The following is a 25,688-nucleotide window of genomic DNA, read 5'->3' on the forward strand; positions in this document are numbered from 1 at the left end:
GGCTCAGCCGAGTGCTTCATCGGCGTGGCTAAGATCGGAAGCCAGCGCCTTGTCCAGGACTTTCTGGATATTGGCCGCCCGCCGGAATGATGGTTCCTGCGTCTTTCCCGCCCGCACGGCCTGGACGAAACGCTGGTAGTTGGTCTCGACCGGATCGAAGGGAACGTCACGCCAGGTCGCCGTGTGCACGTCTTCTCCAAGGCAGGCGCGAAGTGTCGATTTACCGGTATCGTAGATCATCTCGATCGAGCCGGTTTCGCCATAGACCCTGAGGCGCAGCTGATCCATCTGTCCGGCCGCCGTGCGCGTCGCCTGGATCGTCCCGATCGCCCCATTGGTGAAATCGACATTCATCGTAAAGCTGTCATTCGCATCAAGATCATATTCGCCGATCTTGTGGCCCGGCGCCTTGTCGAAGGTCTTCAGCCGCGCGAAGACATGGGCAACGTCAAGCCCTGAACCGTAGGACGCAAAATCGACGATGTGAATTCCGATATCGCCGAGCGCGCCGTTGGATCCATGCTTCTTGCTCAGCCGCCACAGCCATTTGCTTTCGCTCTTCCAGTCGCCCCAATGACGACCGACCAGCCAGCTTTGCAGATGCGACGCCTCGACATGGCGCACTTGCCCGATTTCGCCGGCGAGCACCATCTGCCGGCCTTTCTGGAGAGGCGGCGAGTTGCGATAGGTGAAATTGACCATGCCGACCTTGCCCGATCGCTCGATGGCTTCGGTCATCTCCATGGCCTTGATCGCATCGGTGGCGAGCGGTTTTTCGCAGAAGACGTGCTTGCCGGCTGCGATCGCCTGCAGCGTCGTCGGGTGGTGAATGCGGTCCGGCGTGACGTTTGCCACTGCGTCGAATTCGCCCCAGGCGAGAGCTTCCTCAAGGGTCGTGAAATGGTTGGCGATGCCATGTTCGGTGCAAAAGGCCGCGAGCCTTTCCGGGACGATATCGACGCCGCCCACGACACTGACGCCTTCGATCGCCTTGAACTTGGCGGCATGCTGGTTGGCCATTCCGCCGGTACCGAGAATGAGTAAACGCATCTTATCCTCCCCTAGCGCATCCTATCGGACGCGGGTGTGTCAGAGCTGAGCTCCGGCGTGCAGCCGGGCAAAATCGCACTCCTGCCATCGCGGCCATCCGCGATCGGCTTCTCTCTGTTTCAGGAAAACTGCGGTCGATGCGCCGTGCGCCCGACAGGACGCTCCATCACGTTAATGGCGCGGATCCTTTTCCGAAAATCGATCTCGATTTTCGGAAATTATGCACTAGCTGCTGTTGATTGTCGCCAGCATCTCAACCTCCCAGGTTCTGGCCTCCCAAGCTGTGGCTTGACATCAAATCAAAGTAACTTAATCTAATTAATGCAGCACGGAAATGAGGAGAGGTCAACCGACCGCCAGGCTGTATCCGTTCAAAATGGGGAGGAGACCCATCATGAAGAGCGCCACCATCAGCGTATTTGCGCTGAGCACCATGTTATTTTCAGCATCTACTTCATTTGCCCAGGAACTTGCCACGAAGGACAGGATTGGCCTTGCCGATGCGCCAAAATCCCTCGTCGTCCGTTTGACGAACGACAGTCCCAACAATTCGGATCCGGCGATCGCCGAGGGCTATCAGAAGCTCTTCGTCGATTTCATCAAGAAGCATCCGGACTGGAAATTGCAGATGCAATTCATGTCCTCTGACATCGGTACGGAACAGGCCAAGATGCTGGAGCAGGCCAAGGCCGGCAACGCGCCTGATTGCGCCGCTGTCGACTCCTTCGTCCTCTCGCAGTTCATGGTCAATCACGTGCTTGCGGACTTCACGCCGTATTTTTCGAAGGAGGAAGTGGATGACCTGTTCCCCTTCATCCGCAGCGGCATCACGGATAAGGACCAGACGGTCCGCGCCTGGTGGTGGGATACGGACCTTCGTGTGCTCTACCGCAACAAGTCGATCGTTGCGGATGCGCCGCAGACATGGGACGACCTGAAAAAGGCCGCGCTCGCCTCCACCAAGGAAGGCATGGAAGGCGTTCTCTTCAATGGCGGGCGCTGGGAAGGGACGACGTTCGACTGGCTCGCGAATTATTGGGCGCTCGGCGGCAAGCTCGTCGACGACTCGGGCAAGCCAGTATTCGGCGAAGGCGAGAACAAGGAGAAATTCCTGAAGGCGCTGAATTATTTCAAGGATCTCGTCGATTCCGGCGCCGCGCCCAAGCGCGTCAGCACGATCGCGAATTACGACGATATGAATGCAGCGGCCGCTGCGGCGACGACAGCTCTCTTCATCGGCGGCAACTGGCAATATGCGCAGCTGAAGGCCACGCTCGACGAAGACGAGTTCAACAACTGGACCTTCTCGCCGATTCCCGGTCCCAGTGCCGATCAGCGCTCGACCGGCACCGGCGGCTGGACGATCGCCTCCTTCAGCAAGGACAAGGACAAGGTCGAGATGTGTGCCAACCTCGCCCGCGAGGTCTATATGGGCCCGGCAAACGCGCTGCAGCAGCAGTTGCCGACCAGGAAATCGCTGTTCGACAAATATGAGGTCTTCTCCACCGAAGCCAACAAGACCTTCGCCAAGGCTCTGGTCGACGGACAGGCGCGCCCTGGTGTGCCGATCTATCCCGAAATCTCCAACCAGATCCAGATCATGATGGGCGACGTGCTCTCGGGGACCAAAAAGCCGGAAGACGCCTTGGATGCCGCCTTCAACGCGGCGCTGGAGGCGTACAAGCGTCTCTAGTGCTTCCGACCGTGACGGCGCCTGCCTGCCAGGCGCCGTCGACCTACGGCGCGCGCCTTTTAATACGCGCAAAGGACGCTGTAACACTTTGAACCTACGCATTCTGCTTTCCGAAAGTCGATTCCGATTTTCGGGCCGATGCGCAAGCCAAACCCGGACAGAGAAGCTTTAATGAGCCCCATCGCCATCGAGGCTGTCAGCCCGCCTCAAAGCAGATCGTTCATGCGCCGTTTTGCCGGCGCGCCCCTGCCCTGGATCGTGCCCGTGATCATCGTCATCGGCATCTTCTACCTTTATCCCGTCATCGACGTTTTCAGACTTTCATTCACCAACGCCACGCTGATCGGCGACAATCAGGATTATACGCTGGGGTCGATCACCAATGCGTTGAGCTCGCCGCAGCTGCCCGACATTTTATGGGCGACCCTGATCTTTGTCGGCGGCAGTGTCATCGGTCAGCAGATTTTAGGTCTTGCGGTGGCTGTCGTGGTCATCCGCGGTGAAAAGCGCGGCTTGTTCGGCACCACCATCCTCAGAACGACGGCGCTGGTTGCCTGGGTCGTGCCCGGAATTGCCGGCGGCATCATCTGGCAGATGCTCTTTTCCGAAGCGCCTTATGGCGCGCTGAACAGCATTCTGAGGCTGATGCACATGCCGACCGTCGCCTGGCTCTCGGACCCTGCTATTGCGCCGTGGTCCACCCTCATCTCCAACATATGGCGCGGCACCGCATTTTCGATGGTCGTCATGTATGCGGCGCTGAAGTCGATCGATCCCTCGCTCTATGAAGCGGCCGAGGTCGACGGCGCGACGGCATCGCAGCAGTTTTTCTTCGTTACCCTTCCGCAGCTGCGTGCGGCGATCCTGGTCAATATGATCCTCATCACGATCCAGACGGTGAATACCTTCGATGCGATCATCACGCTGACGGGCGGCGGTCCGGGGCGTGCGACCGAGGTCATCTCACTCTACGTCTTCAATATCGTCTTTAGAAACTACGACCTGTCCGGCGGCAGCGTGCTCTCCGTGCTCATGCTGATCATCAGCCTCGGGCTCGCCTTCGTCTATGCGTCGTTCCTGCCGAAGGAGGAAGAGCAATGAGCGGACGGACCGGAACGCGGCTCGGCGATGCCATGAGCTATCTCTTCATGCTGGTGATGTTCGTGTTCTTCGCCGGCCCCCTCACCTATCTCCTGTCGATGGCGATGCGTGACAAGCGCGAGATCTATCGCGGCGCGGCGCGATATATTCCAAACAATCCCACCATCGATAACTTCATCACGGTTTTGAACAACAGCTACTTTCCGATCTATCTCTGGAATGGTCTCAAGCTTGCCGCCCTCAGTGGGCTGGGCGTCCTGATCGTCGCACTGCCAGCGGCTTACGCCTTTTCCCGATTTCAATTCCGGGGCAAGGGCCTGTCGATGATGGGGCTGCTTCTCTTCCAGATGATCTCGCCGCTCGTCATCATGGTGCCGCTCTATCGCTACATGAACCGTCTCGGCCTGCTGGATACGCATTTTGCCGTCGTCATGGTCTACATCGCGCTGGGCGTTCCGCTGGCGACCTGGCTGTTGAAGAGCACGGTCGACGGCATCCCGCGCAGCCTCGACGAAGCGGCCATGATCGACGGCTGCAACAGGTTTTCCGTCTTCTGGCGCATCGTTCTGCCATTGTCGGCGCCGGGCATAGCCTCGGTCTTCATCATCACGGTGATCGCCGGCTGGTCGCAATTTCTGGTGCCGTTTCTGTTGCTCACGAAAAATGATCTGATGCCGATCGGCGTCGGCATCTTTAACTTCCGCGGCATGCAAACCGACTCGTCCATCCAACTGCTTGCCGCCGCCTGCCTGATCGCGGTCGTTCCGGCGATCGTCGCCTTCCTGTCGCTCCAGCGGCTGATCCTCGGTGCGATGACCAGCGGCGCAGTCAAGGGATGAGCGGTCAGTCTATGCGCAAGGAAGGATTTCGAGCATGAACCAGACACTCGGCGCCAGGCTGTCCCCGGATCTGACCGGCGCCAATGTCGAAGATGCTGGCGAGCACAACAGGGCGGTCGTTCTGCGCTGCATTCATCGCCAGGCGCCGATTTCGCGCGCCGAAATCGCCAGGCGGACGGGTTTTACCAAACCGGCAATCGCCCGGATCGTCGATCGCCTGCTGGACGAGGGGCTGATCATGGAAGCCCGCCGGCGGCACGGGTTGCGAGGCCAGCCGGCAATCGAACTCGAAATCAATCCGGATGCCTGTTTTGCCATCGGAATCAACATCGATCGCGACCATCTGACGATCCTGGCCGTCGATGCCGTCGGCAATGTCCGCGCCCGCGTGCATCACGAGAAACGTTTCATCCTGCCGGCGGAATTCCTGCAGCTAACGGCCGATGCGATTTCGCATTTCCAGCGCAGCCGGCTCATTGACGACGCGCGCCTCGCCGGCATCGGTCTAGCGATGCCGGATTGGCTTGGCGAGATTTCGCTCCTCGGCAAGCCCAAGACCTATCAGGAATGGACAGCATTCGATGTGCGCGCAGCATTGGAAAACCTGACGCAGCACCCCGTCTTCATCGAAAACGAAGCCAATGCCGCCGCCCTTGCCGAACTCGACTATGGACTGGGTGCCGAAAGCAGCAGCTTCTTCTACATCGCCATCAATCCATGCCCGGGTGGTGGCCTCGTGCTCGATGGCAACGGTCATCGTGGCGCCATGGGCCTCAGCGGCGAAATCGGCTGGCTTCCGATTGCCGACGGCGGGGACGGGAAGGCCCATAAGGTCCAGCTTCTCGGCGAGATATTCTCGCTGTTCTTCCTCTATGATTTCCTCGCGCAGCACGGCGTCGAGGTGAGTGTTCCGCACGATCTCCTGACGTTGGATGCGCATGGCAGGCGCCTCGTGTCGCAATGGCTGAAGGAAATGAGCGCGCATCTGGCAGTCGCAGTCAAGCATATCGGCATGATCGTCGACCCAGACGCCGTCCTCGTCGGCGGCAGACTGCCGATCCGCATCGTCGACGAATTGCTGCGCTACGTGCACGAGCATCTCGATGCCGAGGACACCAGCCTTCCCTCGCTTCATCGCGCCTCGCTCGGAGAGGATGCCTCGGCCATGGGAGCGGCGGCCATGCCGATGGCAGCAGCCCTGATGCTCGCATCGGCGGACGCTGCTCAACGCACACGTTCGCCGCTCAAGAATATGGACCGCCTGAACAGTTGAAACGGCCAGCAAGGCCCCACGGATTTTGGTGAAGACGGGAGGATTTTGGTGAAGATCGGCTTTTACACCTCGACATTCAACGATCGCCCCCTGGAGGAAGTGGTGGATTTCGCCGCATCGGCAGGTTTCGACGCAATCGAGATCGATGTCGGCGGCCATATCAAGACGCCCGATCGGGTGGAGGCAGCCGTCGCGCTCGCACGCAGCCGCGACCTCTTCGTGTCGTCGATCACCTATTTCGGCAATCAGCTCGATGCTGACCGCGCAAAGCGTGAGGCGCTTCGGGCGAAGACCGCCGAATTTGCCGGCGCGATCGGTGAAGCGGGTGTCCCAATCTTTGTGATCTTCCCAGGCCGGGACGACACTGCAAGCGACGAAGCCAACTATGATGACTTCGCCGATTTCGCCAACGGCCTGATCGCGCAGACGCAGTCCTATGGCCTGACCTTCGCAATCGAGAACTGGCCGGGTCCGAAGGACAATTTCATCGGAACGACGCCGAGAGGGTGGCGGGAGCTTTTTCAAAGAATCAGCGATCCCCGCTTCGGGCTGGAATTCGACCCCTCCCACCTCATTCGCATTGGCGTCGATCCCTACCAGGCGATGGCGACGGTGAAGGATCGCATTGCCATCCTTCACGCCAAGGACACGGCAATCGATCCGGAGAGGCTGCAGGCTGTCGGCTATCACGGCAAGGGCTGGTGGCAATACAAGCTGCCGGGGCTCGGCCAGATCGATTGGCCGAGGTTCCTGCGCCAGGCTCGCGGGGCTGGCTTCGACGGCACGTTGTCGATCGAACATGAGGATGCCGCCTATGGCTGGCCGGGCAAGGACTTAGCCGCTCGCAAAGACGGCGAGCGCCTCGGCCTCGATTATTTGAGAAATGTCCTGAGCGGACTTTGATAGCGATTTCGGGAGGACTGTTATGGCCCATGTTTCGGTCAACAATGCGCGCAAGGATTATGGCGCGTTCAAAGCCATCAAAGGCGTATCGGTCGACATTGGCGACGGCGAGTTCGTCGTTCTGGTCGGCCCCTCTGGCTGCGGCAAATCCACGCTTTTGAGGATGATTGCCGGCCTGGAGGGCATTACCTCGGGGCAGATCCAGATCGGCAAGCATATCGTCAACGAGCTTGCGCCCAAGGATCGGGACATCGCCATGGTGTTCCAGAATTACGCACTCTACCCGCATATGACCGTTGCAAAGAACATGGGCTTTTCGCTGCGGCTGAAACGAATGCCGCGGACGGAGATCGATCAGCGGGTGGGCAACGCCGCGAAGATTCTCGGCCTCGAAAGTCTCCTGGAGAGATATCCGAAGCAGCTTTCTGGCGGCCAGAGACAGCGCGTGGCGATGGGCCGGGCAATCGTCCGCGACCCGGCCGTCTTTCTCTTCGACGAACCCCTGTCGAACCTCGATGCCAAGCTCAGGGTGCAGATGCGCTCGGAGATCAAGGAACTGCATCAACGGCTGCAGACGACGACCATCTATGTCACCCACGATCAGATCGAAGCCATGACCATGGCCGACAAGATCGTCGTCATGAAGGACGGTCTGATCGAGCAGTCGGGTTCTCCGTTGGAATTGTACGATCGTCCGAACAACCTTTTCGTCGCCGGATTCATAGGCTCGCCGGCGATGAATTTCATCAGTGGCCACATGACGGAAGATGGATTTCGAACCGCCGATGGCCTGCTCCTGCCGAGCGAGCGCCGTCCGCCTGAAGCCGTGACCTACGGCATTCGTCCCGAGCATCTCCGGTTGGACCCGGGCGGCATCGAGGTCACAACGGTGGTCGTAGAGCCCACGGGTTCGGAAACGCTGCTCATCGCCCGGTTGGGAACGCAGACGCTCACTTGCGTCTTCAGGGACCGGATCAGGGCAGCCCCCGGCGAGGTGCTGAGGATTGCGCCAATCCACGATGCGGTTCATCTGTTTGCCGGAGACGAGCAGCGGATCACATCAGGCGAAGCTCCGTTGAACTGACCCGGCCGATTGCCCCCTCCCCTTCGGCCGGCGCCAGCCGGGGGCGCGTTTTCCGCGCCCCCGGCCCCGAAACTCTCAGTCCTTCACGGTCGGTTTTCCGCGCTCGGTTCAGGCTGCGTCGCGATACGTTCGGGTGTCGGGCTGTGTCCTGCCCAATTCGAACTGCGTAACCAGTTCGCGCAGGCGCTCGGCCTCGCTGGCGAGCGTGATGCTGGCGGCTGTGGTTTCCTCCACCATCGAAGCGTTCTGCTGGGTCACCTGGTCGAGCTGGCCCATTGCCGAATTGACCTCCGACAGGTTCGTCGCCTGTTCGCGCGCCGAGGCCGCCAGCGCTTCCATGCGCTGATTGATATCGGCAATGAAGCGGCCGATATCGCCAAGCGCTGCGCCGGTGTGGCTGACCAGTTCAACGCCGCTGGCGACGTTGGCGGATGCCCGCCCGATCAGGTCCTTGATCTCTTTGGCGGCTTGGGCCGAGCGTTGCGCAAGTTCGCGCACTTCCTGGGCGACAACGGCGAAACCTTTGCCGGCTTCGCCGGCCCGGGCGGCCTCCACACCGGCATTGAGCGCCAACAAATTGGTCTGGAAGGCAATCTGATCGATGACGCCGATGATGTTGTTGATCTGCTTGGAGGATTCCTGGATCTGATCCATGGCCTCGACTGTCTGGGCCACCACCTTGCCCGAAGCCATGGCGCTGCGGTTGGCGTCGTCGGCGACGCTGCGAGCCTCTTTGGCGATCTCGAAAGCTTCCGTGACCTTGGCGGTAACGGCGTTCAGCGCCGCGGCGGTCTGTTCGAGCGTCGCCGCCTGCCGTTCGGTGCGGCCGGAGAGTTCGTTGGAGCCGTTGCTGATTTCGCGAGTGCCTGAATTGATGATCGAAACGCTTTCGGAAACGGAAAGAAGCGTATCGCCGAGTTGCTTGACGGAGGCGTTGAAATCATGCCTCAGCGGCTCGAATTCCGGCGCGAACGCATCCGCCAGCTTGAAGGCGAGATCGCCCTGGGCGAGCCGCTTCAGGCCGGCGGCAAGGCCTGAGGTGGCGACCGTCAGCCGTTCCGCCGCGCTCAGCTCCGCCTGCTCCTGGTCCGCCAGCCGGTTTGCTTCCGCCAGGCGACGGTTCTCCTCGGCCTCGCTTTCGAGTTGTCCGCGGGCGATGGCATTCTGACGGAAGACTTCCACCGAACCGGCCATCAGGCCGATTTCGTCGCGACGCCCCGCATAGGGGATCACCTTATCCGTCTCACCGGCTGCGAGTTCCTGCATGGATTGGGTGATGCGCTGGATCGGGCGCGACACATGCCGGGCGATGGCGATGAGAATGCCGAGGCCAACGATCGCGGCAATGGCCCCCAATGCCAGTTCGATTTCGATCTTCGATTCCAGCGCGCTGCCGGCGGCAGCGACGCTCTCGGTTGCTATTTTGTCGACGATCGTATTGACGGCGGCAATGCCGGTAAGGATCGCCTGCTGCGAGCGCGCCAGCTTCTCGGCCGTCGGGACTTCGTCCGCCTGCTGCAGCCCGAGACTGATCCTGACGTCCTTTTCCCAGGCATCATGGGCCTGGCGGAGCGACCGGACGCCCTCGGTCAGTGAACCGGCGAGATCGACGCTGCCAAGCTTATCGAGCGACTGCACCAGCGCGCCGTTGCTCTCTTCGAACCCGGCCTTGATCTCGGCCGCCGGGACGAAGTTCGTCATCGACAGCACCCGGTCCACCACGGAAGTGGCTTCCTTGAACTGCTGTTCGATATGGGCCGAGGCTATCTTGGCGTTCACCGCCTCCTGCACCACCGCAGCGACCTGGGTCTGGCCGAGGATCGCCTGGTAGCCGATCAGGAATGCGCTGCCGAAGCCGACGACGATCGTGACCACCATCGGAGCGAGAATCTGCATGCGTATGGAGAGTTTCATTGCCTGCACCTCAGTTCGGCAGCGTCGGCAGGGGGATGTCTTGCTTTTCGGCTGTCAGAGTTCCCAAGAACGCGATCAGATCTTTGTTCTCCTGGTCCGTCAGCAGGAAGGGAGACATCGCCCGATCAAGGGACGGACGGCTGACGCCGCCGCTTTCATAATGGACGATCACCTCGTCCATGCTCTTCAGGCTGCCGTCATGCATATAGGGGCCACGGTAGAGCGTGTTGCGCAGGCCGGGCGTCTTGAAGGCATATTTGTTGTCAGGGCTGCTCGCATCGATCTTGTAGCGGCCGATATCGTCGCTCGGCAAGCCGATGTCATGGAACTTGTTGTCGGTGAAGTTCCAGCCTGTGTGGCAGGAGGAACAGCCGGCGGCGCCGGTGAACAGCTCGAAGCCCCGTTTGGCGCTGTCGGAGACCGCCTTCTCGTCGCCGTCCACCCAGCGGTCGAAGGGCGACCAGTTGGAAACCACCGTCCGCTCATAGGTGGCGATCGCCGTCAGCATCGTCTCCTTGGTGACGCCCTTGTCAGGGAATACCTCGTCGAACCACTTCTTGTAATCAGGTATGCCCTGCATTTCGGTCACGGCGGTGTCGAGCTTGCCGTTCATTTCTGCGGCAGCCGTAATCGGACCTGCCGCTTGCTCCTCCAGGTTCGGCGCGCGGCCATCCCAGAAGAAGGGCGAGACCCAGGCAACATTCAGGACCGTCGGCGCCTGGCGCGCGAGCGCGGTATTGGCCGCGCCGATCGGCGTCGTCACCGGTGTCTCGAAGCCGAAGGAAGGGTTATGACAGCTGGCGCAGGTCATGTTCTTGTTGCCGGAAAGCCGCGGGTCGAAGAACAGCATCTTGCCGAGCGTCGCCAGTTGAGGGGAGTAGGCCGTCACGCCCTCGAAAGGGACTGTCAGCGGCCGCTTATACGCGGAAAGATCGGCGGCCGCGCCAGGCTGGACGACGGCCAATGCGAGTAAGGAGGCTGCAATCAGGAAACGCATCGTTCTAGCAAGTCCGAACTTGGTTCTGGATTATGCTAAAATTAGCGTCATTACGTTAAATCTATGTAAAGCAATCAATACCTGAGTTACACACGAAAGTTTGGGGGCCAACGTGACGCTCGCGGATATTGATCGCCCCGAAAGACAATATCATGCTCCAACTATTGCCCTTCAGAATGACGACCACGGTTCCGGCCTTGCTTGGCGCACTCAGGAACGAGCCGAGCAAATGTCGAGATATGAGGCTTTGAGGAGATCGACCAGCTGGAGCCAGCGAAACGATCTATGCAAACTGGAAAAGTTCTCCGCACCATCACGCGGCAAACTGCAAACGACTTCAAGGTAGCTTGTTTGAGCAAACCTCATCCCCGCTCTAGCTGACGGCGCTTCTCTTGCCGAGGAGGGCTGCGCGGATCTGTTCGCTTTTGCTCAACGAGGGAGGAGGAACCGGTGGTGTCGGCTCTGGCGCGTCTGTCTTACCGGTGGTCTGCTTGACGCTCAGGAAGCGTTTTTGCGCGACCATCCGGTCTTCGGACGACAGTGGTTCGACGGGTTCGCCGTCAAGGCCGTGGCGCATGGAATCGGGCTGGGCGCTGGCAAAATAGTAGCGCCGGCAGTGGACATAGGCAGCGGTCGCCCGCCGCAGCGTCGTGACGCCGGCATCGGGCTTCAGGAGCGGTCGGAGTTCATTGAAAAGGCCGACGGCAAAAGGGAGGACCGGATCTCCCGCCTTGGCCGGAAGGACGCCGACTGGCCGGATCAGCAACGTGCTGATCGCGTTTGCCTTCTCCACGTCGAGCTCGGTTGCCGCAATCGGTCCGCGGCTGATCTTCCAGGGCTTGTCCATGCGTCCTCCATGTAACGTCCATAGCGACCGACTGTGATAGTATCTTGACGGACAGGGTGAGCAACGGAAGTCGCACATCGTCGGTTCCACTGCAAGCCTGCGAACGCAGCGCGGGAGCCCTGTGGCGAAATGCCGTTTCCCAGAGCTAATGGAGCCTGGTGTCGTCGGCTGCCATTTGCATCTAATCGTTTTTATCGAGAAATATGCATTGACCTGCCACATCGATTACACTTCATATCCGCGCCCAAGATGGAGTGACCGACCGGGGGAGGATATATGCGGGTTTTCTCGAGCATTGACGAGCTGCGCCATACGCTCGATGCGCTGAGGCGGCAGGGTCGGACCGTCGGCCTCGTCCCGACGATGGGCTATCTCCACGCCGGTCATATGGAGCTCGTCTCGCGCGCTCGCGCCGAAAACGACATCGTCGTCGTCTCGATTTTCGTCAATCCGCTGCAGTTCGGCCCGGCGGAAGACCTCAGCAAATATCCGCGCGATCTGGAGCGCGATGCCACCATGCTGAGGCAAGCCGGCGTCAATTTCCTCTTTTCGCCCGGCGTTGAGGATATGTATCCTCGCCCGATGCTTGCTGTCGTCGACGTTCCCGATCTCGGCCGCGAACTCGAAGGGGCGGTCCGGCCCGGACATTTTGCCGGCGTCGCCACTGTCGTCTGCAAGCTTTTCAACATCGTCCAGCCGCAGACCGCCTATTTCGGAGAAAAGGATTACCAACAGGTCGTCATCATCAAGCGCATGGTGGACGATCTGGCCGTGCCGGTGCGCGTGATATCCGTGCCGACGGTCAGGGATAGCGACGGCCTCGCATTGTCGTCGCGCAACGTCTATCTCAGCGAGGCGGAGCGGCGTGCCGCGGTGATTGTCCCCCAGACCCTTGACGAGGCGGAGCGCCTGGTCGCCGGCGGCCTTGCCGATCCGGCGGAACTCGAGGCAAAGCTCACGGCATTTCTTAGTCGCGAACCTCTGGCAAAGCCCGAGGTCGTCGCCGTCAGGGATGCCTCAACGCTGCAGCCGGTCACGTCGATCGCAGAGCCTGTCGTCGTGGCGCTTTTCGTTCGGGTCGGCTCGACACGGCTTCTGGACAACAGGGTTGTTGTCGACAACCGAGTTGCCGGGGGCAACCGGGTTATCGGCGGGCGGGGCTTGCCGGGAAAGGGAGTGACCAGATGAGCGCGGCCGGAATTCAGAAGCGCCTGACACCAGCGCGCATTTCAGCCATGAAGGGCGGCAAGCCGATCGTCTGCCTGACCGCCTATACGACGCCCATGGCGCGGCTGCTTGACGAACATTGCGACCTCTTGCTGGTCGGGGATTCGCTCGGCATGGTGCTCTATGGCATGGAGTCCACCATCGGCGTCACGCTCGACATGATGATCGCCCACGGCAAGGCGGTGATGCGCGGCGTCGACAAGGCCTGCGTCGTTGTCGACATGCCGTTCGGCACCTACCAGGAATCGAAGGAGATCGCCTTCCGCAACGCTGTCCGCATCCTGCAGGAAACCGGCTGCGATGCCATCAAGCTCGAGGGCGGCGAGGAGATGGCCGAGACCATCGCCTTTCTGACCAAGCGCGGGGTCCCGGTCATGGGGCATATCGGTCTGATGCCGCAGCAGGTCCAAACCGCTGGCGGCTATCGTTCGGTCGGTCATTCCGAACACGAGACGTCGAAGATCCGGCGCGACGCTCATGCCATCGGCGGCTCTGGCGCCTTTGCCGTCGTCATCGAGGGCACGGTGGAGCCGCTCGCCCGCGAGGTGACCGGCGCCATGCACATCCCGACCATCGGTATCGGCGCCTCCTCCGCCTGCGACGGTCAGGTTCTGGTCTCCGACGACATTCTGGGGCTCTTCAACGATTTCATCCCGCGTTTCGTCAAGCGCTACGACGAACTCGGCAAGAGGATTTCGGCCGCCGCCGCCGCTTATGCCGGCGAGGTCCGGTCGCGACAGTTTCCGGCAGCGGAGCACACCTTCAAACGGCGGTCCTGAGACGAGGCGATACCAGGTCCATCACCGCGCGACATACTGTTCGCGCATGCTGTCGGCTGATCGGCGAACCGCCTCTGAAACCTGCACGAGCTGTTTGGCCATGGGCGTCGAATGGCGCCAAATCATTCCGATCGTTCGCGACGGCTGCGGAGACTGGAAGCGCGAAATCGAAACATGCGCCGAGCGCGTTTCGAGAGGAACAGCCATCTCCGGAATCAGGGTGATGCCAATACCGGCGCTGACCATCTGAACCAGAGTGGATAAAGAGCTGCCTTCCATGACTTCCCGGGGGCGGGCCGGCCCTATCTTGCAGAACGACAAGGCCTGATCGCGAAAGCAATGGCCTTCCTCAAGCAGCAGCAACCGCATTTCGCGCAGCGCCTCGCGTTCGGGCACCGGCTTGCCCTCGTCTTCGGGCCGCCGGACCAGCACGAACTCTTCCTTGAAGAGCTCGTGCTCGGCCAGGGAGGGTTCGGACACGGGCAAAGCAACGATTGCAGTGTCCAGCTGGCCTTGCGCCAACTCCTGAACCAGCTTCGACGTCTGCGTCTCACGCACCTCGATCTGGATACCGGCAAAGCTCCTGTTCAGATCGTTGATGATCGCTGGCAACAGATAGGGTGCAATCGTTGGGATGATGCCGATGCGCAGCCGCGTCAGGAAGGGATCGCGCGAGGTCCGCGCCAGCTCCGCCAACTCATCCACGCCACGCAGTATATCGCGGATCCTGAGAGCCACGGTCTGACCGAAGGCGGTCAGCTTCACCTCACGCGCATTACGCTCGAAAAGCTCACCGCCCAACTCTTGCTCAAGTTCTTTGATTTGCATTGACAATGCCGGCTGGGAGATCGCACAGGCGTCGGCAGCGCGTCGGAAGCGGCCATCTCTGGCCAGGGCTTCAAAATAACGTAGCTGTTTCAGGGTAAGGTTCTTCATAACCTCAGCTTATCGCAACGATCAGTAAATCCAACTTAAAATTATGACGCGCTTCCGATATGAAGACTGCCACAAGGGGAGAGTGGGGCGTAAGCTCGGCTCATCTTTTTTACGCGCAGACAGATCAAGCAACGAAGGAGACGATCATGGACAATCCCACTGACAGCGCAGGCAAATGTCCTGTTGCCCACGGCAATACGCCTCGCAGCCGATCGAATCGCGACTGGTGGCCGGACCAGCTGAATGTGCAGATTCTTCACCACAATTCCGGCCGCGCCGACCCGCTCGGGCAAGCCTTCGACTATGCCGAGGAGTTCAAAAAGCTCGATCTCGACGGCCTGAAGAAGGATCTTCACGCGCTGATGACGGATTCACAGGATTGGTGGCCGGCCGATTTCGGTCATTACGGCGGCCTGTTCATCCGCATGGCCTGGCACAGCGCCGGCACCTACCGCATCACCGACGGTCGCGGCGGCGCCGGCCAGGGCCAGCAGCGTTTCGCGCCGCTCAACAGCTGGCCTGACAATGCCAACCTCGACAAGGCCCGCCGCCTGCTCTGGCCGATCAAGCAGAAATACGGCAACCGCATCTCCTGGGCTGACCTTCTGATCCTCACCGGCAACGTCGCGCTCGAATCCATGGGCTTCAAGACCTTTGGTTTCGCCGGCGGCCGCGCCGACGTCTGGGAGCCTGAGGAACTGTTCTGGGGCCCTGAGGGAACCTGGCTGGGCGATGAGCGCTACAGCGGCGAACGCGAGCTGGCAGAGCCGCTCGGCGCCGTGCAGATGGGCCTCATCTATGTCAACCCCGAAGGCCCGAACGGCAATTCCGATCCGCTGGCTTCCGCCCGCGACATCCGCGAAACCTTCGCTCGCATGGCGATGAACGACGAAGAGACCGTGGCGCTGATCGCCGGCGGCCACACCTTCGGCAAGACGCATGGCGCCGGCGACCCGTCCCTGATCGGCGCCGAGCCGGAAGGCGGCGCAATCGAGGACCAGGGTCTCGGCTGGAAGAGCTCGTTCGGCACCGGCGTCGGCAAGGATGCCATCACCGCCGGCCTCGAAGTCACCTGGTCGCAGACACCGACCAAGTGGAGCAACTACTTCTTCGAAAACCTCTTCGCCTTCGAATGGGAACTGACGACGAGCCCGGCCGGCGCGAAGCAGTGGCAGGCCAAAAATGCCGAAGCCTCCATTCCGGATGCCTACGACGCCTCGAAGAGGCACCTGCCGACCATGCTGACGAGCGATCTCGCGCTGCGTTTCGATCCGACCTACGAGAAGATCTCGCGCCACTTCCTCGAAAATCCCGGCGAGTTCGCCGACGCTTTCGCCCGCGCCTGGTTCAAGCTGACCCACCGCGACATGGGACCGAAGGTGCGCTATCTCGGCCCGGAAGTTCCGGCCGAAGACTTGATCTGGCAGGATGTGATCCCGGCCGTCGACCATCCGCTCGTCGACGACAAGGACATTGCCGAACTGAAGGAAAAGGTTCTCGCCACCGGCCTTACCGTGCAGGAACTGGTCTCGACCGCCTGGGCGTCGGCGTCGACCTTCCGCGGCTCCGACAAGCGCGGCGGCGCCAATGGCGCGCGCGTCCGTCTTGCCCCGCAGAAGGACTGGGACGCCAATCAGCCCGCCCAGCTCGCCAAGGTGCTCGGCGTTCTCGAAGGCATCCAGAAGGACTTCAACGCCGCCCAGACCGGGGCCAAGAAGATCTCGCTGGCCGACCTGATCGTTCTCGCCGGTGCTGCCGGTGTCGAGAAGGCGGCAGCGGCCGGCGGCAACGCCGTCAGCGTGCCCTTCACGCCGGGCCGCATGGATGCTTCCGAAGCCCAGACCGACGCGCATTCCTTCGCAGCGCTCGAGCCGCGTATCGACGGCTTCCGCAATTACGTGAACGGCAAGCGCCATCAGTTCATGAAGCCGGAAGAAGCGCTCGTCGACCGCGCCCAGTTGCTGACGCTGACCGGACCTGAAATGACCGCCCTCGTCGGCGGCCTGCGCGTGCTGAAGGCCGGCGCCCCCGAGCACGGCGTCTTCACCTCGCGTCCCGAGACGCTGACGAACGACTTCTTCGTCAACCTGCTCGACATGGGCACGCAGTGGGTTCCTGTCGCCGGCAAGGAAGGCGTCTATGAAGGCCGCGACCGCAAGACCGGCGCTGCCAAGTGGACCGGCACCCGCGTTGACCTGATCTTCGGCTCGCACTCGCAGCTTCGCGCCTTCGCCGAAGTCTACGGCCAGGCCGACGCCAAGGGGAAGTTCGTCAAGGACTTCGTCGCCGCCTGGAACAAGGTCATGAACGCCGACCGCTTCGACCTCGTCTGATCGGCAGCATTTTACCCGGGCGCAGTTTCGGCTGCGCCCGGGCATTTTTTCATCGGAGGCGGGATCTATCGCCCGACCGTCCAGTCCTCGACAAGCAGACCATCGACGCGGCGGAATACCCCGACATTGTTGGTGACGAGAACCAGATCCCGGGTCCTCGCGTGAGCGGCGATCAGAACATCATAGGGGCCGATCGGCGTTCCCTTTGCCGCCAATGCGGCACGGATCTCCCCAGCGGCCAACGCATCCTCCTGCTCGAAGCCGACGACTGAGAAATCCGCCACGAACAGGCGCAGGGTTTCGAGATTGTAGGAAGTTTTCGTGCTTTTATAGGCGCCATGATAGAGCTCGTGCATCACCACGGTCGACAGCCCGATCGATCTCTCGTCGCTGTCGATCACGCGCTTCAGCAGTATTTCGGATTTTCTGCCGATCAGGGCGATTAGCGCATTGGTGTCGATAAGATGTGTGATCACTTGAACAGGTCCTGAAGATCAGGCCTGTCCTGCCCCTCCGGCTGCTCCCGCCCTTCCGCCATGAAATCGTCGCTGAGGCCGCGCTCCAAGGCGCTATGCAACGATGCCCACCGCATGCCGCGATCGGCCCGTGGCCGAAGGATCACAGCATCGCCCTCCCGCGTCACCTCCACCTGGTCGACGTCGAAGCGGAATTCCTTCGGCGGCCGGACGGCTTGCGAATTGCCGGATTGAAAGACACGCGCTTATTGCGGCATAGGGACTCCTCCGCAGTTTGTATATATGCCGTTGTATACACGCGACTGGCGGGAGTGATGCAAGAAGCCGTCTCTGCGCCTTCGAACGGATTTAGATTTTAGGCCGAACAGGCCTAAAATCATCCTGTTCTAGCGAGGCAGAATGCCGAAAGGCGAAAGTGACAGCAGATCGGGATCAGTCGTCGCCGTTACTGTCGCTACCTGGGCATGGCTTATGCTGTAGCCGTAGGTGAGGACGCGGTCACCGTCGATCATGAAGAATTGCGCCTGATCCAGGCCGGGTCGCAGGTTACCCGTCACGGTGACACTCTCGTACATTCTTGCCAGGTGCAATGGCTCTTCCGGAACGACACGAACCAGTTGGTTGGGTGGAGGAGACGGCATGTGACTGCAGGCTCCGGCCCAAGGCACGAGCATGAATTCGTAGACAAGATCGCCGTCCTGGTCGATCGGCAGAACGAAGCCCGTCAATTCGATCGGATGTTCCTCGCCATGCCAGGCGAGTGTTTCGCCCTGTGGGCCGCTTACCGCCTTGCCCGACAGCGGCACTGTCGCTTTGGGCTGATCGGCCGGCCGTAAAGCGCTCCAGAAGATAGGCTGTGCGGCAGCGAAGGCGTTAGAAATTGGCCTGCGGAACCAAATGCCAGCGCCGCGAACGTCAGGAGGAAAGGTTTGTCTTTCATCATTGCATCTCCACCGGGCCGGCCGCTTCGACCACCTTGCCGCTGCAGTGAGGATGCTACTCTCGATCCGGTTCGGCCGTCAAAGCTTCCGGCGCGCTCGGCAGAGGCCCGAGCATGACGAAAGAGACGTTGGCGTGCTTCGTCAGCAGTCAGGAGACCCCGCGTGGGGTGAACACGGGGTCTCCCTGCCGGACCAACAGAACGATGGGGCCTTACTTCTCCGGCATCATCGAAGAGTGGTGCGAGGTGATCAGCCAATTCCCGTCCTTGAACTCATAGGTATAGGTGTAGCGGGCCGGAACCTTCGAGCCGTCCTTCAGGCTGAAGGTGTAAGTGCCGACGTCGACGGCCCAGTTACATCCGATCTGGATGTCGCGGCTGTCGATGTGGCCTTTGGGCTCGTTCGCCAGGAAATGCTCGAAATAGTCGATCCGCTCCGCCTGCGTCAGACGAGGTTTGTCCGACAAGGTCGCGAGAAGCACGGAGTCCTCACTGTAGTTCTTGGCGACCTCCTGGGGGCTCAGCGTCGCGAGCGAGGTATTCCAGCGGTCGAAGAGCTTGGCGATTTCCGGCTCGCTTGTCGGCGCACAGGTTGCGATTTCGGTAGCCGCCGCGGCCGACTGGACCTGTACGAAACCGAGAACGAGGGCGGCAGCAATGATGGTACGCATTTTGACTTTCCTATGTGGCGGTTCCGGCGGACATCGCATCGGTCAACCGCATGACCAGCAATTTAAGTATCCTGTGCTGCCGCCTCATCTGCCGGGTGGCTTCGATCCGATCTGCCGAACGGCATAGATGACATTCCCGCCGGAATGACTATCGTGCCGGCGTCATTCATCTTCGGAGCAGTCCTGTTCGGCATGGAGCACAATACAAGTCCAACGCACTCGCCAAACGTTGCAGAACTGCGGGCTCTTTACCGGGCCGCGGAAGCGCGGGCGGCTCGTCTGCGTTTCATCATCGAAGTGCAGAACCTGCTCGATGCCGCGGCATTCGAAACGGCTGCCCTGGACGCTCTGTCCCGGCTTGCAGACTTCGCGGGAGCATCGCTTGCCAGGCTCGTTTTTCCGTCGTTCCAGGGAAAAGTACCCGTGCAGCTGTCGGTGGGTAAGTCAACGATCCCGGAAAGCGATAACATCTTGTTTGCCTCGCAAGCCGGCTCCGATCTCTGCCTGACGATCATCGGATCGTCAAAAGCGCGCGCCATCGATGCCGACGACCGGCAGACATTGGAGGTGGTGGCGGGGCAGCTCGCCGACGCCTACAATCTTAACCGGCAGGCGGCGGAAAATCAGGCGCTTCTCGGCGATCTCCAGCGGCAGCGCAGTGAGCTCGCGGCCCTTGTCGCGCAGCTGATCCAGGCGCAGGAGCAGGAGCGGCAGCGAGTGGCGCTCGATCTTCATGACGGCTCGGCGCAACTTGCAGCAGGCCTCAGCTATCGGCTGCAGGACCTTGCGGCCCGCATTGGCGACGCGCACGCCCTGAAACCCGAGATCGACCAGCTCGCCGCGCTCGCGCGCCATTCCGTTGCCGATCTCAGGGCGGCCATCGCCGACCTTCGCCCGCCCGAGCTCGATGATCTCGGCGTCGCCGCGGCCCTGCGCACGCGTCTGGATGCGATCGATGATCTCGAGGTGATCGCCGATCTCGATGCCGCCGCCGATCGCTGGCCGGCATCGACGGGAATCATCTTCTATCGTGTCGCGCAGGAAGCGATCACCAATGTCATCAAGCACGCCGAGGGGAGCCGGCTGGTCGTCCGTCTCTTCGAGGATGGCGCGGGCGAAGCGCATCTCGAAGTGATCGATGATGGCAAAGGCATCGGCGAGCTGCGCCATCCCCAGATGCGGGGCGGGCACCTAGGCATTGTCGGCATGCGTGAACGGCTGGCGCTGCTCGGCGGCCGGATCGAGATCAGCGTGGGGTCTTCGGGGGGCACACATGTGCGCGCCACCGCTCCGATTTCGCAGGAGACGACATCAGAATGACGGCATCGATCCTTGTCGCCGACGATCATGATATCGCCCGTGCAGGCCTTATCGCCATGATCGGCGGTGAAGACGATTTTCATGTCGCCTGGGACGTGCGCGACGGCGTGGAAGCGGTGGAGGCCTGTACGCTGCACAAACCGGATCTTGCTCTCCTCGACATCCGCATGCCTCGCCTGGACGGCCTCGCCGCGACGAGGGAGATCCGGCGCGTGTCGCCGGGAACACGCGTCATGATCATCACGATGCATGACAGCCTCGACTACCTGGAAGCGGCGATCGAGGCCGGCGCTACGGGCTACCTGCTCAAGGACGCCAGCCGGGAAGACATTCTCCGCACGATCCGGCGGGTCCTTCAGGATGATGCCTTCTTCGACGGTCCGCTCGTCGCAAAACTATTGCGCCGCGCCGCCACCAAGCCACAGACCAACAGCAGCGCATTGGAGACACTGACGATCCGGGAGCGCGAAGTCCTGTCGAAGGTGGCCGAGGGCCTGACCAACAAGGAGATCGCCAGGGCCCTGAAGATCTCGCCCGGTACCGTGAAGATCCACGTTGAGCGCATCATCGGCAAACTGGGCGCCGGAGACCGGACGCAGGCCGCGGTCATGGCCGTTCGCGGCGGGCTCGTCGAAGCATCGAAAGAGCAGCAACCATGACCGCGACAATGACCCCGACGGGGCGCCTGACGGCGTGGCGCTTTGCCGACCTTCCCCTTCGCGCGAAGGGTATCGTCATCATCACGGTGCCGCTGGCGCTGCTGCTTGCAGCCCTCGCCTCGGTCTTCGTGGCCGACCGGCAGAGCCGGATTGCCGAGGATCAGGTGCGGGTCACGCTCGAGATCCAGTCGGGCATTCAGGAGATCCATGCCTCGATCGCCGAAGCGGCGACCGCGATGCGGGGTTATCTGTTGACCGGCAGAACCGATTTTCTTGATCCCTTTAACCGGGCTGAGGAAAGACTGCCCGTCGTGCTCGACGAAGTCGGTCGCCGGTTGCGGGATGAAGAGCAAAAGAACCGTCTCGAACGCATCCGCACCCTCGTCGTCGCGAAGGTCGATCGTCTCCAACTCCTGAAACAGGCCGACATCCTGCGCGCCGGCGGACGCGAAGACCTTGCGGCCAAACTCATCGAGGGCAAGCAGGTACTCGACGTGCTGAGACAGGAAATCGACGCGATGAGCCGGCGGGAGGCGGATCTGCTCCACGCGAGGACCGAGGCCGCGGACCGGGTTCGCACTCTGTCCCGAAGCCTGATGATCGCTGCCGGTTTCCTTGGTTTTGCCGGAGCGCTCGTCGCCGTTTTCCTGTTTTCGGCAAGCATCGTCCGTCGGGTGCATGCCCTGAAAGCCCAAGCGCACCGACTGTCGCGGGGCGATGTCGTCAGCGTAGCGGATCCCTTCCGTGATGAACTCGGCAGTCTCGAACAGGCGCTCGAAGATGCAAGCGTGCTTTTGAAAAAGCGCGAGGCTGATCTGACAGAAAGCGAGGAGCGCTTCCGGCTATTGGTCGAGGGCGTCAGCGACTACGGTATTTTCGGGCTCGATACCACAGGGCGGGTTGTGAGCTGGAATGCCGGCGCGGAGAGGATCAGCGGCTATGCGGCCGAAGAGATCATCGGCCAGCATTTTTCCCGTTTCTATCCCGCCGAAACCAGGGACGCGTTGCCGGCAGAAGAGCTTTCCAGGGCGGCCCGCGGCGGACGGGCCGAGGCGGAAGGCTGGCGCATCCGCAAGGACGGCTCTCGGTTCTGGTCTCACGTCCTTGTGACTGCCCTGCATGATGAGGCGGGCCGCCTGCGCGGTTTTTCCAAAATCACGCGAGATATTACCGAGCGCAAGCAAATCGAAGAGGCCCTGCTTGCCGCCCGCGAGGATGCTGTTCGCGCGAGCAACGCCAAGAGCGAATTCCTGTCGCGGATGAGCCACGAGCTGCGCACGCCGTTGAATTCCGTCCTCGGCTTCGCACAGCTTCTGGAAATGGATGTCACCGATGCGGATTCCAGGGATAGCGTCGCCCAAATTTTAAGGGCCGGCAGACATCTGCTCAGCCTGATCGACGAGGTTCTCGACATGGCGAGGATCGAGGCCGGGCGCATGGATCTTGCCATCGAACCGCAACGCGTCGCCGATGTGATCGATGAAGCGGTGTCGCTTGCGAGGCCGCTCTGCGGCAAGCAGCAGATCCGCATAGAGGTTGTCGAGCCCGAGCGAGATCTGTCGGTCCTGGCTGACCGGCGGCGTCTCCTCCAGGTGTTCCTGAACCTTCTCTCAAATGCCGTGAAATACAATCGTCAACAGGGAAGCGTGACCGTGAGCCACCGCGAGATTGGCGGCGACACTATTCGGATCGAGGTCAATGATACGGGTCCCGGCATCCCGGCGGAACGCGTTTCCCGGCTCTTCACCCCATTCGATCGGCTGGGAGCAGAACGTATCGGTCAAGAAGGGACCGGTCTCGGGCTGGCGCTGTCGCGGCATCTGATCGATGCCATGGGCGGCGCGCTCGGCTTCAGCAATCGTCCGGAAGGTGGCGCCACCTTCCACGTCGATTTGCCGCGCCCGCCCGTGGCGACGCAGGAAACCCGAAGACGAGGCCTCTCCGTCGAAAGTCCGCCATAGAAGACGTCGCCTATGATTTGATTGCGCGCTGATATCCTCCAACGCCTTTGACGAAACGTTTGGCCCATGACAGACCCCACCGACATCGTGCGACGATCGACGATCCTGATCGTCGACGACGAGCCCGCAAATGTTTCCCTGTTGGAACGCATTCTCAAACGCGAAGGCTTCAACGAACTCATCAGCACCACCGAGCCACGCGAGGCGTTGCGGCTCTTTCGCGAACATCCGGTGGATCTCGTTCTTCTCGACCTGATGATGCCCGATCTCGATGGCTTCGCTTTGCTGGAGACCTTCGCAAGGCTCATTCCTGAAAACAGCTATCTGCCGATCCTGGTTTTGACCGCCGATGCAACATTGCCGACGCGCCGACGGGCGCTTTCTCTTGGCGCGAAAGATTTTCTGACGAAACCGTTCGATGCGATCGAGGCCATCCTGCGCATCTTCAACCTTCTCGAAACCCGTATCCTGACCCTGGAGCTTGCCAAACACGGGCTGGCAACGCCGAAATCGGAGCGTCCCCGGATTGATTGACGGGATCGGTTGATGGCACCAGCCATCTTGGCGTATGGGCGTTAGGCCATCGGCAAATGTTGACCGAGCAGTGCGGCGGAAATCGCCAGCAACGAGAGAGACGGCTGAACCAGGCGCGCTGTGTCGATAATGGGGCCAGCGAGGCAGCCGGCCCCATCCAGCTCAGAACATGGTGTTCTTGTTTGCCGCCTCTTTCGGAACGGCCTGGATCACGTCCCAGTGTTCGACGATCTTGCCGTCCTTGACGCGGAAAATATCGACGATCGCCTGGCCGAGATCGCCTGCGCCGTTCGTCGCGTGTACATGCAGCCAGACCAGATCGCCATCGGCGGCGCTGCGGACGATCTCAGCCTTCGATTGGGCATTGTCCTTGAAGAAGCCGGCGAAGAAGGAAATCAAAGGCTTCTTCCCATCGGGAACTTGAGGATTGTGCTGCCTGTAGTCGTCGGCGACGACCGAGGCAGCCGCGATATCGTGCTTGTTGAAGAACCGGTCGTAGAACTCGACAACCAGCTTCCGGTTGGCTTCTTCGATCTTCAAATCCCGCGTGGCCGATTCAGCAAAAGCGCCGGCCGGCGCGGCGATGCCCGCCAAAATGACGAGTGCGAAAAGCGATTTCCCGAATGTCATGCATTAAGCTCCTTGGTATGGATCGGCGAGCTAGTCTAGAATACAGACTATGACGCTTGGTCTATGAAACCGCTGCATCTCAGGCAAGAAGGCAGTTTCTGGTGCCAAGGTCAGCCGGCGATGACCGAGAATTGCAGGAGAAAGCCGTGTCAGAGACGCATGACCCAAGACAACAGCCCGGCGCTGGATGCCCGATCAGAGGCGTGCTCGATCGCATCGGTGATCAATGGAGCCTGTTGACACTCGATGCGCTGGAAAACGAGAAAAAGCGCTTCAACGAACTGCTGCGTGAAATCGGAGACATCTCGAAGCAGATGCTGTCCAAGACGCTGAAGCATCTGGAGCAGGACGGCTTCGTGCGGCGCACCGTCTATCCGCAGGTTCCGCCTCGCGTGGAATATGAACTGACGGAGCTGGGGCGATCCTTCCTCATCCCCATGAAAGCCTTGGTCGGATGGGCCGAGCAGAACCATGCGGCAATCAGCATCGCTCGGCTACGGCACGAAAACGCCTAGCGGCGAAGCCCTGTCAGGCCAAGAGCACCTTGCCGCCCGTTCGGAAGGGAAGCGCGGACTGCAGGGCTTGCCTGACATTTTCCAAAGGAAACACCTCGCGCACCTCGGTCGCGATGACCTTCGAAACGATCTGCGCCGCAACCTCGGAATAGGCCTGTTGGACATCGCCCATGGTTTGCGAATGAACCCATTCCCGAAGGTGAAAATAGGAAAAGGAAATATCGGGATGGGACGCCCAGAATGAATTCGGGATGCTCTGCCCCGAGAGCAGACCGTAATGCACGAAACGTCCGCCCGGCCGCAGCGCACCGGCGAGGACTGCGGCGCGCGCTCCTCCGACGCAGTCGAGCACTGCGTCGAGCCCATGCCGGCCGGCGAGCCCGGCAACCAGATCGCTTTCGCTTTCTTCCCTATCGATGATGACAGCCTCGACCCGGCCGCGCAGGCGCTCAAGTGATCCTTCGCTGCGCACGATGGCGACCGGCTCCACCCCTGCGGCGTTGGCGAGATCGATCAATATCGCTCCGATCGAAGAGGCGGCGGCATTGACGGCGATGCGCATGCCCGGCCTCAGCCCGATCTTGGCATGCAGCATCAACCAGGCCGTCATCGGATTGACGTAGCTCGTCGCAGCCTCGAAGTCGGTGAGCTCGTCCGGAACACGCAGGCACCAGCCGGGATCGGTATCCTTGAATTCCTGCCAGCCGCCGGCGCTGCGCACCGGCAGCACGCGTGTTCCGGGGGAAAGCCCATGAACCTCTTCACCGCACTGTTCAATCACGCCGAACGTTTCGAAGCCCGGAATGAAGGGCAATGTGGTGCGTCCGCTATAGGCTCCTGATATGGTGATGATATCGGACGGATTGATCGCCCGCGCCAGCAGGCGCACCCTCACCTCATCGCGCCGCAGCGGCGGCAGCGCAGCCTGCTCGAGTTCGACGACATCCTGAGCCGGGCCGAATTTTCGCACGACCGCCTGATATTGCATTGCATCCCCCACACACTG

At 61.1% G+C, this 25,688-nt stretch carries 23 protein-coding genes and 2 pseudogenes; 14 read left to right on the plus strand and 11 right to left on the minus strand.

What is annotated here, in order from left to right; genetic code table 11:
• Nucleotides 1-3 precede the first annotated feature (3 nt).
• Nucleotides 4-1,050, minus strand: coding sequence for a Gfo/Idh/MocA family protein (locus AB8B31_RS24920; protein ID WP_018516910.1), 1,047 nt, complete (start codon nt 1,048-1,050; stop codon nt 4-6).
• Nucleotides 1,051-1,444: 394 nt separating this feature from the next.
• Here AB8B31_RS24920 and AB8B31_RS24925 point away from each other — a divergent pair, with 394 nt between their 5' ends.
• From AB8B31_RS24925 to AB8B31_RS24950, 6 genes are all read left to right on the plus strand, one after another.
• Nucleotides 1,445-2,743 carry an extracellular solute-binding protein gene (locus AB8B31_RS24925; protein WP_026188676.1) on the plus strand — a complete coding sequence of 433 codons (1,299 nt, stop codon included), beginning with the start codon at nt 1,445-1,447 and terminating at the stop codon, nt 2,741-2,743.
• A 171-nt stretch (nt 2,744-2,914) separates the two neighbouring features.
• The gene (locus tag AB8B31_RS24930; protein WP_018516911.1) at nt 2,915-3,844 is read left to right on the plus strand and encodes a carbohydrate ABC transporter permease; all 930 of its coding nucleotides are present in this window, start codon (nt 2,915-2,917) and stop codon (nt 3,842-3,844) included.
• Nucleotides 3,841-4,683 (plus strand): carbohydrate ABC transporter permease, encoded by an 843-nt coding sequence (locus AB8B31_RS24935; RefSeq protein ID WP_018245496.1) that lies wholly within the window; start codon nt 3,841-3,843, stop codon nt 4,681-4,683. The genes AB8B31_RS24930 and AB8B31_RS24935 overlap by 4 nt, the downstream gene beginning before the upstream one ends.
• A 34-nt stretch (nt 4,684-4,717) precedes the next feature.
• Nucleotides 4,718-5,956 carry an ROK family transcriptional regulator gene (locus AB8B31_RS24940; RefSeq protein WP_018245495.1) on the plus strand — a complete coding sequence of 413 codons (1,239 nt, stop codon included), beginning with the start codon at nt 4,718-4,720 and terminating at the stop codon, nt 5,954-5,956.
• Nucleotides 5,957-6,004: 48 nt separating this feature from the next.
• Entirely contained in the window at nt 6,005-6,859 is an 855-nt protein-coding gene (locus AB8B31_RS24945) for a sugar phosphate isomerase/epimerase family protein (RefSeq protein WP_018516912.1), read from the plus strand.
• A gap of 22 nt (nt 6,860-6,881) precedes the next feature.
• A complete protein-coding gene (locus AB8B31_RS24950; RefSeq protein ID WP_018516913.1) occupies nt 6,882-7,943 on the plus strand; it encodes an ABC transporter ATP-binding protein in 1,062 nt (353 codons plus the stop codon).
• A gap of 108 nt (nt 7,944-8,051) precedes the next feature.
• On the opposite strand, the gene AB8B31_RS24955 is transcribed toward AB8B31_RS24950, so the two are convergent.
• From AB8B31_RS24955 to AB8B31_RS24965, 3 genes are all read right to left on the minus strand, one after another.
• On the minus strand, nt 8,052-9,857 hold the full coding sequence (locus tag AB8B31_RS24955) for a methyl-accepting chemotaxis protein (protein WP_018245492.1): 1,806 nt from the start codon (nt 9,855-9,857) through the stop codon (nt 8,052-8,054).
• A 10-nt stretch (nt 9,858-9,867) separates the two neighbouring features.
• Nucleotides 9,868-10,854, minus strand: a complete 987-nt coding sequence (locus AB8B31_RS24960; protein ID WP_018245491.1) for a cytochrome-c peroxidase — start codon at nt 10,852-10,854, stop codon at nt 9,868-9,870.
• A gap of 373 nt (nt 10,855-11,227) precedes the next feature.
• Complete coding sequence (locus AB8B31_RS24965) at nt 11,228-11,701, minus strand: ProQ/FINO family protein (protein WP_018245490.1); 474 nt, start codon at nt 11,699-11,701, stop codon at nt 11,228-11,230.
• A 276-nt stretch (nt 11,702-11,977) separates the two neighbouring features.
• On the opposite strand from AB8B31_RS24965, the gene panC reads away from it, so the two are divergent.
• Complete coding sequence (gene panC, locus AB8B31_RS24970; RefSeq protein ID WP_018245489.1) at nt 11,978-12,889, plus strand: pantoate--beta-alanine ligase; 912 nt, start codon at nt 11,978-11,980, stop codon at nt 12,887-12,889.
• The gene (gene panB, locus AB8B31_RS24975; protein ID WP_018245488.1) at nt 12,886-13,707 is read left to right on the plus strand and encodes a 3-methyl-2-oxobutanoate hydroxymethyltransferase; all 822 of its coding nucleotides are present in this window, start codon (nt 12,886-12,888) and stop codon (nt 13,705-13,707) included. The genes panC and panB overlap by 4 nt, the downstream gene beginning before the upstream one ends.
• Before the next feature lie 21 nt (nt 13,708-13,728).
• Here the strand turns inward: panB and AB8B31_RS24980 are convergent, their stop codons facing one another.
• On the minus strand, nt 13,729-14,643 hold the full coding sequence (locus AB8B31_RS24980; protein WP_018516915.1) for a hydrogen peroxide-inducible genes activator: 915 nt from the start codon (nt 14,641-14,643) through the stop codon (nt 13,729-13,731).
• A 146-nt stretch (nt 14,644-14,789) separates the two neighbouring features.
• Between AB8B31_RS24980 and katG the strand changes: the two genes are divergently transcribed.
• Entirely contained in the window at nt 14,790-16,976 is a 2,187-nt protein-coding gene (katG, locus tag AB8B31_RS24985) for a catalase/peroxidase HPI (RefSeq protein WP_018245486.1), read from the plus strand.
• Nucleotides 16,977-17,041: 65 nt separating this feature from the next.
• On the opposite strand, the gene AB8B31_RS24990 is transcribed toward katG, so the two are convergent.
• The 4 genes and pseudogenes from AB8B31_RS24990 to AB8B31_RS25005 form a co-directional block, all read right to left on the minus strand.
• The gene (locus AB8B31_RS24990; RefSeq protein ID WP_018516916.1) at nt 17,042-17,452 is read right to left on the minus strand and encodes a type II toxin-antitoxin system VapC family toxin; all 411 of its coding nucleotides are present in this window, start codon (nt 17,450-17,452) and stop codon (nt 17,042-17,044) included.
• Nucleotides 17,449-17,697, minus strand: a pseudogene (locus AB8B31_RS24995) (antitoxin); the annotation flags it as partial. The pseudogene AB8B31_RS24995 and the gene AB8B31_RS24990, both read right to left, overlap by 4 nt.
• A gap of 141 nt (nt 17,698-17,838) precedes the next feature.
• Nucleotides 17,839-18,395: pseudogene (locus tag AB8B31_RS25000) on the minus strand (DUF3299 domain-containing protein).
• Nucleotides 18,396-18,604: 209 nt separating this feature from the next.
• Nucleotides 18,605-19,063, minus strand: coding sequence for an SgcJ/EcaC family oxidoreductase (locus AB8B31_RS25005; RefSeq protein ID WP_018516918.1), 459 nt, complete (start codon nt 19,061-19,063; stop codon nt 18,605-18,607).
• 144 nt (nt 19,064-19,207) lie between these two features.
• Between AB8B31_RS25005 and AB8B31_RS25010 the strand changes: the two genes are divergently transcribed.
• The 4 genes from AB8B31_RS25010 to AB8B31_RS25025 all read left to right on the plus strand — a co-directional run bounded on the left by AB8B31_RS25010 (nt 19,208) and on the right by AB8B31_RS25025 (nt 23,537).
• A complete protein-coding gene (locus AB8B31_RS25010) occupies nt 19,208-20,383 on the plus strand; it encodes a sensor histidine kinase (RefSeq protein WP_018516919.1) in 1,176 nt (391 codons plus the stop codon).
• Nucleotides 20,380-21,042, plus strand: a complete 663-nt coding sequence (locus AB8B31_RS25015; protein ID WP_018516920.1) for a response regulator — start codon at nt 20,380-20,382, stop codon at nt 21,040-21,042. Before AB8B31_RS25010 ends, AB8B31_RS25015 begins: the two co-directional genes overlap by 4 nt.
• The gene (locus tag AB8B31_RS25020) at nt 21,039-23,003 is read left to right on the plus strand and encodes a sensor histidine kinase (RefSeq protein WP_018516921.1); all 1,965 of its coding nucleotides are present in this window, start codon (nt 21,039-21,041) and stop codon (nt 23,001-23,003) included. The genes AB8B31_RS25015 and AB8B31_RS25020 overlap by 4 nt, the downstream gene beginning before the upstream one ends.
• A 66-nt stretch (nt 23,004-23,069) precedes the next feature.
• Nucleotides 23,070-23,537: a response regulator gene (locus AB8B31_RS25025; RefSeq protein WP_018245479.1), complete on the plus strand. Its 468-nt coding sequence runs from the start codon at nt 23,070-23,072 to the stop codon at nt 23,535-23,537.
• A gap of 162 nt (nt 23,538-23,699) precedes the next feature.
• On the opposite strand, the gene AB8B31_RS25030 is transcribed toward AB8B31_RS25025, so the two are convergent.
• Nucleotides 23,700-24,167 carry a nuclear transport factor 2 family protein gene (locus AB8B31_RS25030; protein ID WP_018245478.1) on the minus strand — a complete coding sequence of 156 codons (468 nt, stop codon included), beginning with the start codon at nt 24,165-24,167 and terminating at the stop codon, nt 23,700-23,702.
• Nucleotides 24,168-24,313: 146 nt separating this feature from the next.
• On the opposite strand from AB8B31_RS25030, the gene AB8B31_RS25035 reads away from it, so the two are divergent.
• Complete coding sequence (locus AB8B31_RS25035) at nt 24,314-24,682, plus strand: winged helix-turn-helix transcriptional regulator (RefSeq protein WP_018245477.1); 369 nt, start codon at nt 24,314-24,316, stop codon at nt 24,680-24,682.
• A gap of 13 nt (nt 24,683-24,695) precedes the next feature.
• On the opposite strand, the gene AB8B31_RS25040 is transcribed toward AB8B31_RS25035, so the two are convergent.
• A complete protein-coding gene (locus AB8B31_RS25040; protein WP_026242343.1) occupies nt 24,696-25,670 on the minus strand; it encodes a zinc-dependent alcohol dehydrogenase family protein in 975 nt (324 codons plus the stop codon).
• Between the last annotated feature and the right edge of the window lie 18 nt (nt 25,671-25,688).

Origin of the sequence: Rhizobium sp. 62_C5_N11_2 (assembly GCF_051811185.1) — a bacterium.
In the GTDB taxonomy this organism is placed as follows: domain Bacteria; phylum Pseudomonadota; class Alphaproteobacteria; order Rhizobiales; family Rhizobiaceae; genus Rhizobium; species Rhizobium leguminosarum.

Excerpts from the sequence above, each read along its gene's own strand:
- AB8B31_RS24920 (WP_018516910.1), bottom strand. The coding sequence starts at position 1,050 with ATGCGTTTACTCATTCTCGGTACCGGCGGAATGGCCAACCAGCATGCC.
- AB8B31_RS24925 (WP_026188676.1), top strand. The coding sequence starts at position 1,445 with ATGAAGAGCGCCACCATCAGCGTATTTGCGCTGAGCACCATGTTATTT.
- AB8B31_RS24930 (WP_018516911.1), top strand. The coding sequence starts at position 2,915 with ATGAGCCCCATCGCCATCGAGGCTGTCAGCCCGCCTCAAAGCAGATCG.
- AB8B31_RS24935 (WP_018245496.1), top strand. The coding sequence starts at position 3,841 with ATGAGCGGACGGACCGGAACGCGGCTCGGCGATGCCATGAGCTATCTC.
- AB8B31_RS24940 (WP_018245495.1), top strand. The coding sequence starts at position 4,718 with ATGAACCAGACACTCGGCGCCAGGCTGTCCCCGGATCTGACCGGCGCC.
- AB8B31_RS24950 (WP_018516913.1), top strand. The coding sequence starts at position 6,882 with ATGGCCCATGTTTCGGTCAACAATGCGCGCAAGGATTATGGCGCGTTC.
- AB8B31_RS24955 (WP_018245492.1), bottom strand. The coding sequence starts at position 9,857 with ATGAAACTCTCCATACGCATGCAGATTCTCGCTCCGATGGTGGTCACG.
- AB8B31_RS24960 (WP_018245491.1), bottom strand. The coding sequence starts at position 10,854 with ATGCGTTTCCTGATTGCAGCCTCCTTACTCGCATTGGCCGTCGTCCAG.
- AB8B31_RS24965 (WP_018245490.1), bottom strand. The coding sequence starts at position 11,701 with ATGGACAAGCCCTGGAAGATCAGCCGCGGACCGATTGCGGCAACCGAG.
- panC (WP_018245489.1), top strand. The coding sequence starts at position 11,978 with ATGCGGGTTTTCTCGAGCATTGACGAGCTGCGCCATACGCTCGATGCG.
- panB (WP_018245488.1), top strand. The coding sequence starts at position 12,886 with ATGAGCGCGGCCGGAATTCAGAAGCGCCTGACACCAGCGCGCATTTCA.
- AB8B31_RS24980 (WP_018516915.1), bottom strand. The coding sequence starts at position 14,643 with ATGAAGAACCTTACCCTGAAACAGCTACGTTATTTTGAAGCCCTGGCC.
- katG (WP_018245486.1), top strand. The coding sequence starts at position 14,790 with ATGGACAATCCCACTGACAGCGCAGGCAAATGTCCTGTTGCCCACGGC.
- AB8B31_RS25005 (WP_018516918.1), bottom strand. The coding sequence starts at position 19,063 with ATGCGTACCATCATTGCTGCCGCCCTCGTTCTCGGTTTCGTACAGGTC.
- AB8B31_RS25010 (WP_018516919.1), top strand. The coding sequence starts at position 19,208 with ATGACTATCGTGCCGGCGTCATTCATCTTCGGAGCAGTCCTGTTCGGC.
- AB8B31_RS25015 (WP_018516920.1), top strand. The coding sequence starts at position 20,380 with ATGACGGCATCGATCCTTGTCGCCGACGATCATGATATCGCCCGTGCA.
- AB8B31_RS25020 (WP_018516921.1), top strand. The coding sequence starts at position 21,039 with ATGACCGCGACAATGACCCCGACGGGGCGCCTGACGGCGTGGCGCTTT.
- AB8B31_RS25025 (WP_018245479.1), top strand. The coding sequence starts at position 23,070 with ATGACAGACCCCACCGACATCGTGCGACGATCGACGATCCTGATCGTC.
- AB8B31_RS25030 (WP_018245478.1), bottom strand. The coding sequence starts at position 24,167 with ATGACATTCGGGAAATCGCTTTTCGCACTCGTCATTTTGGCGGGCATC.
- AB8B31_RS25040 (WP_026242343.1), bottom strand. The coding sequence starts at position 25,670 with ATGCAATATCAGGCGGTCGTGCGAAAATTCGGCCCGGCTCAGGATGTC.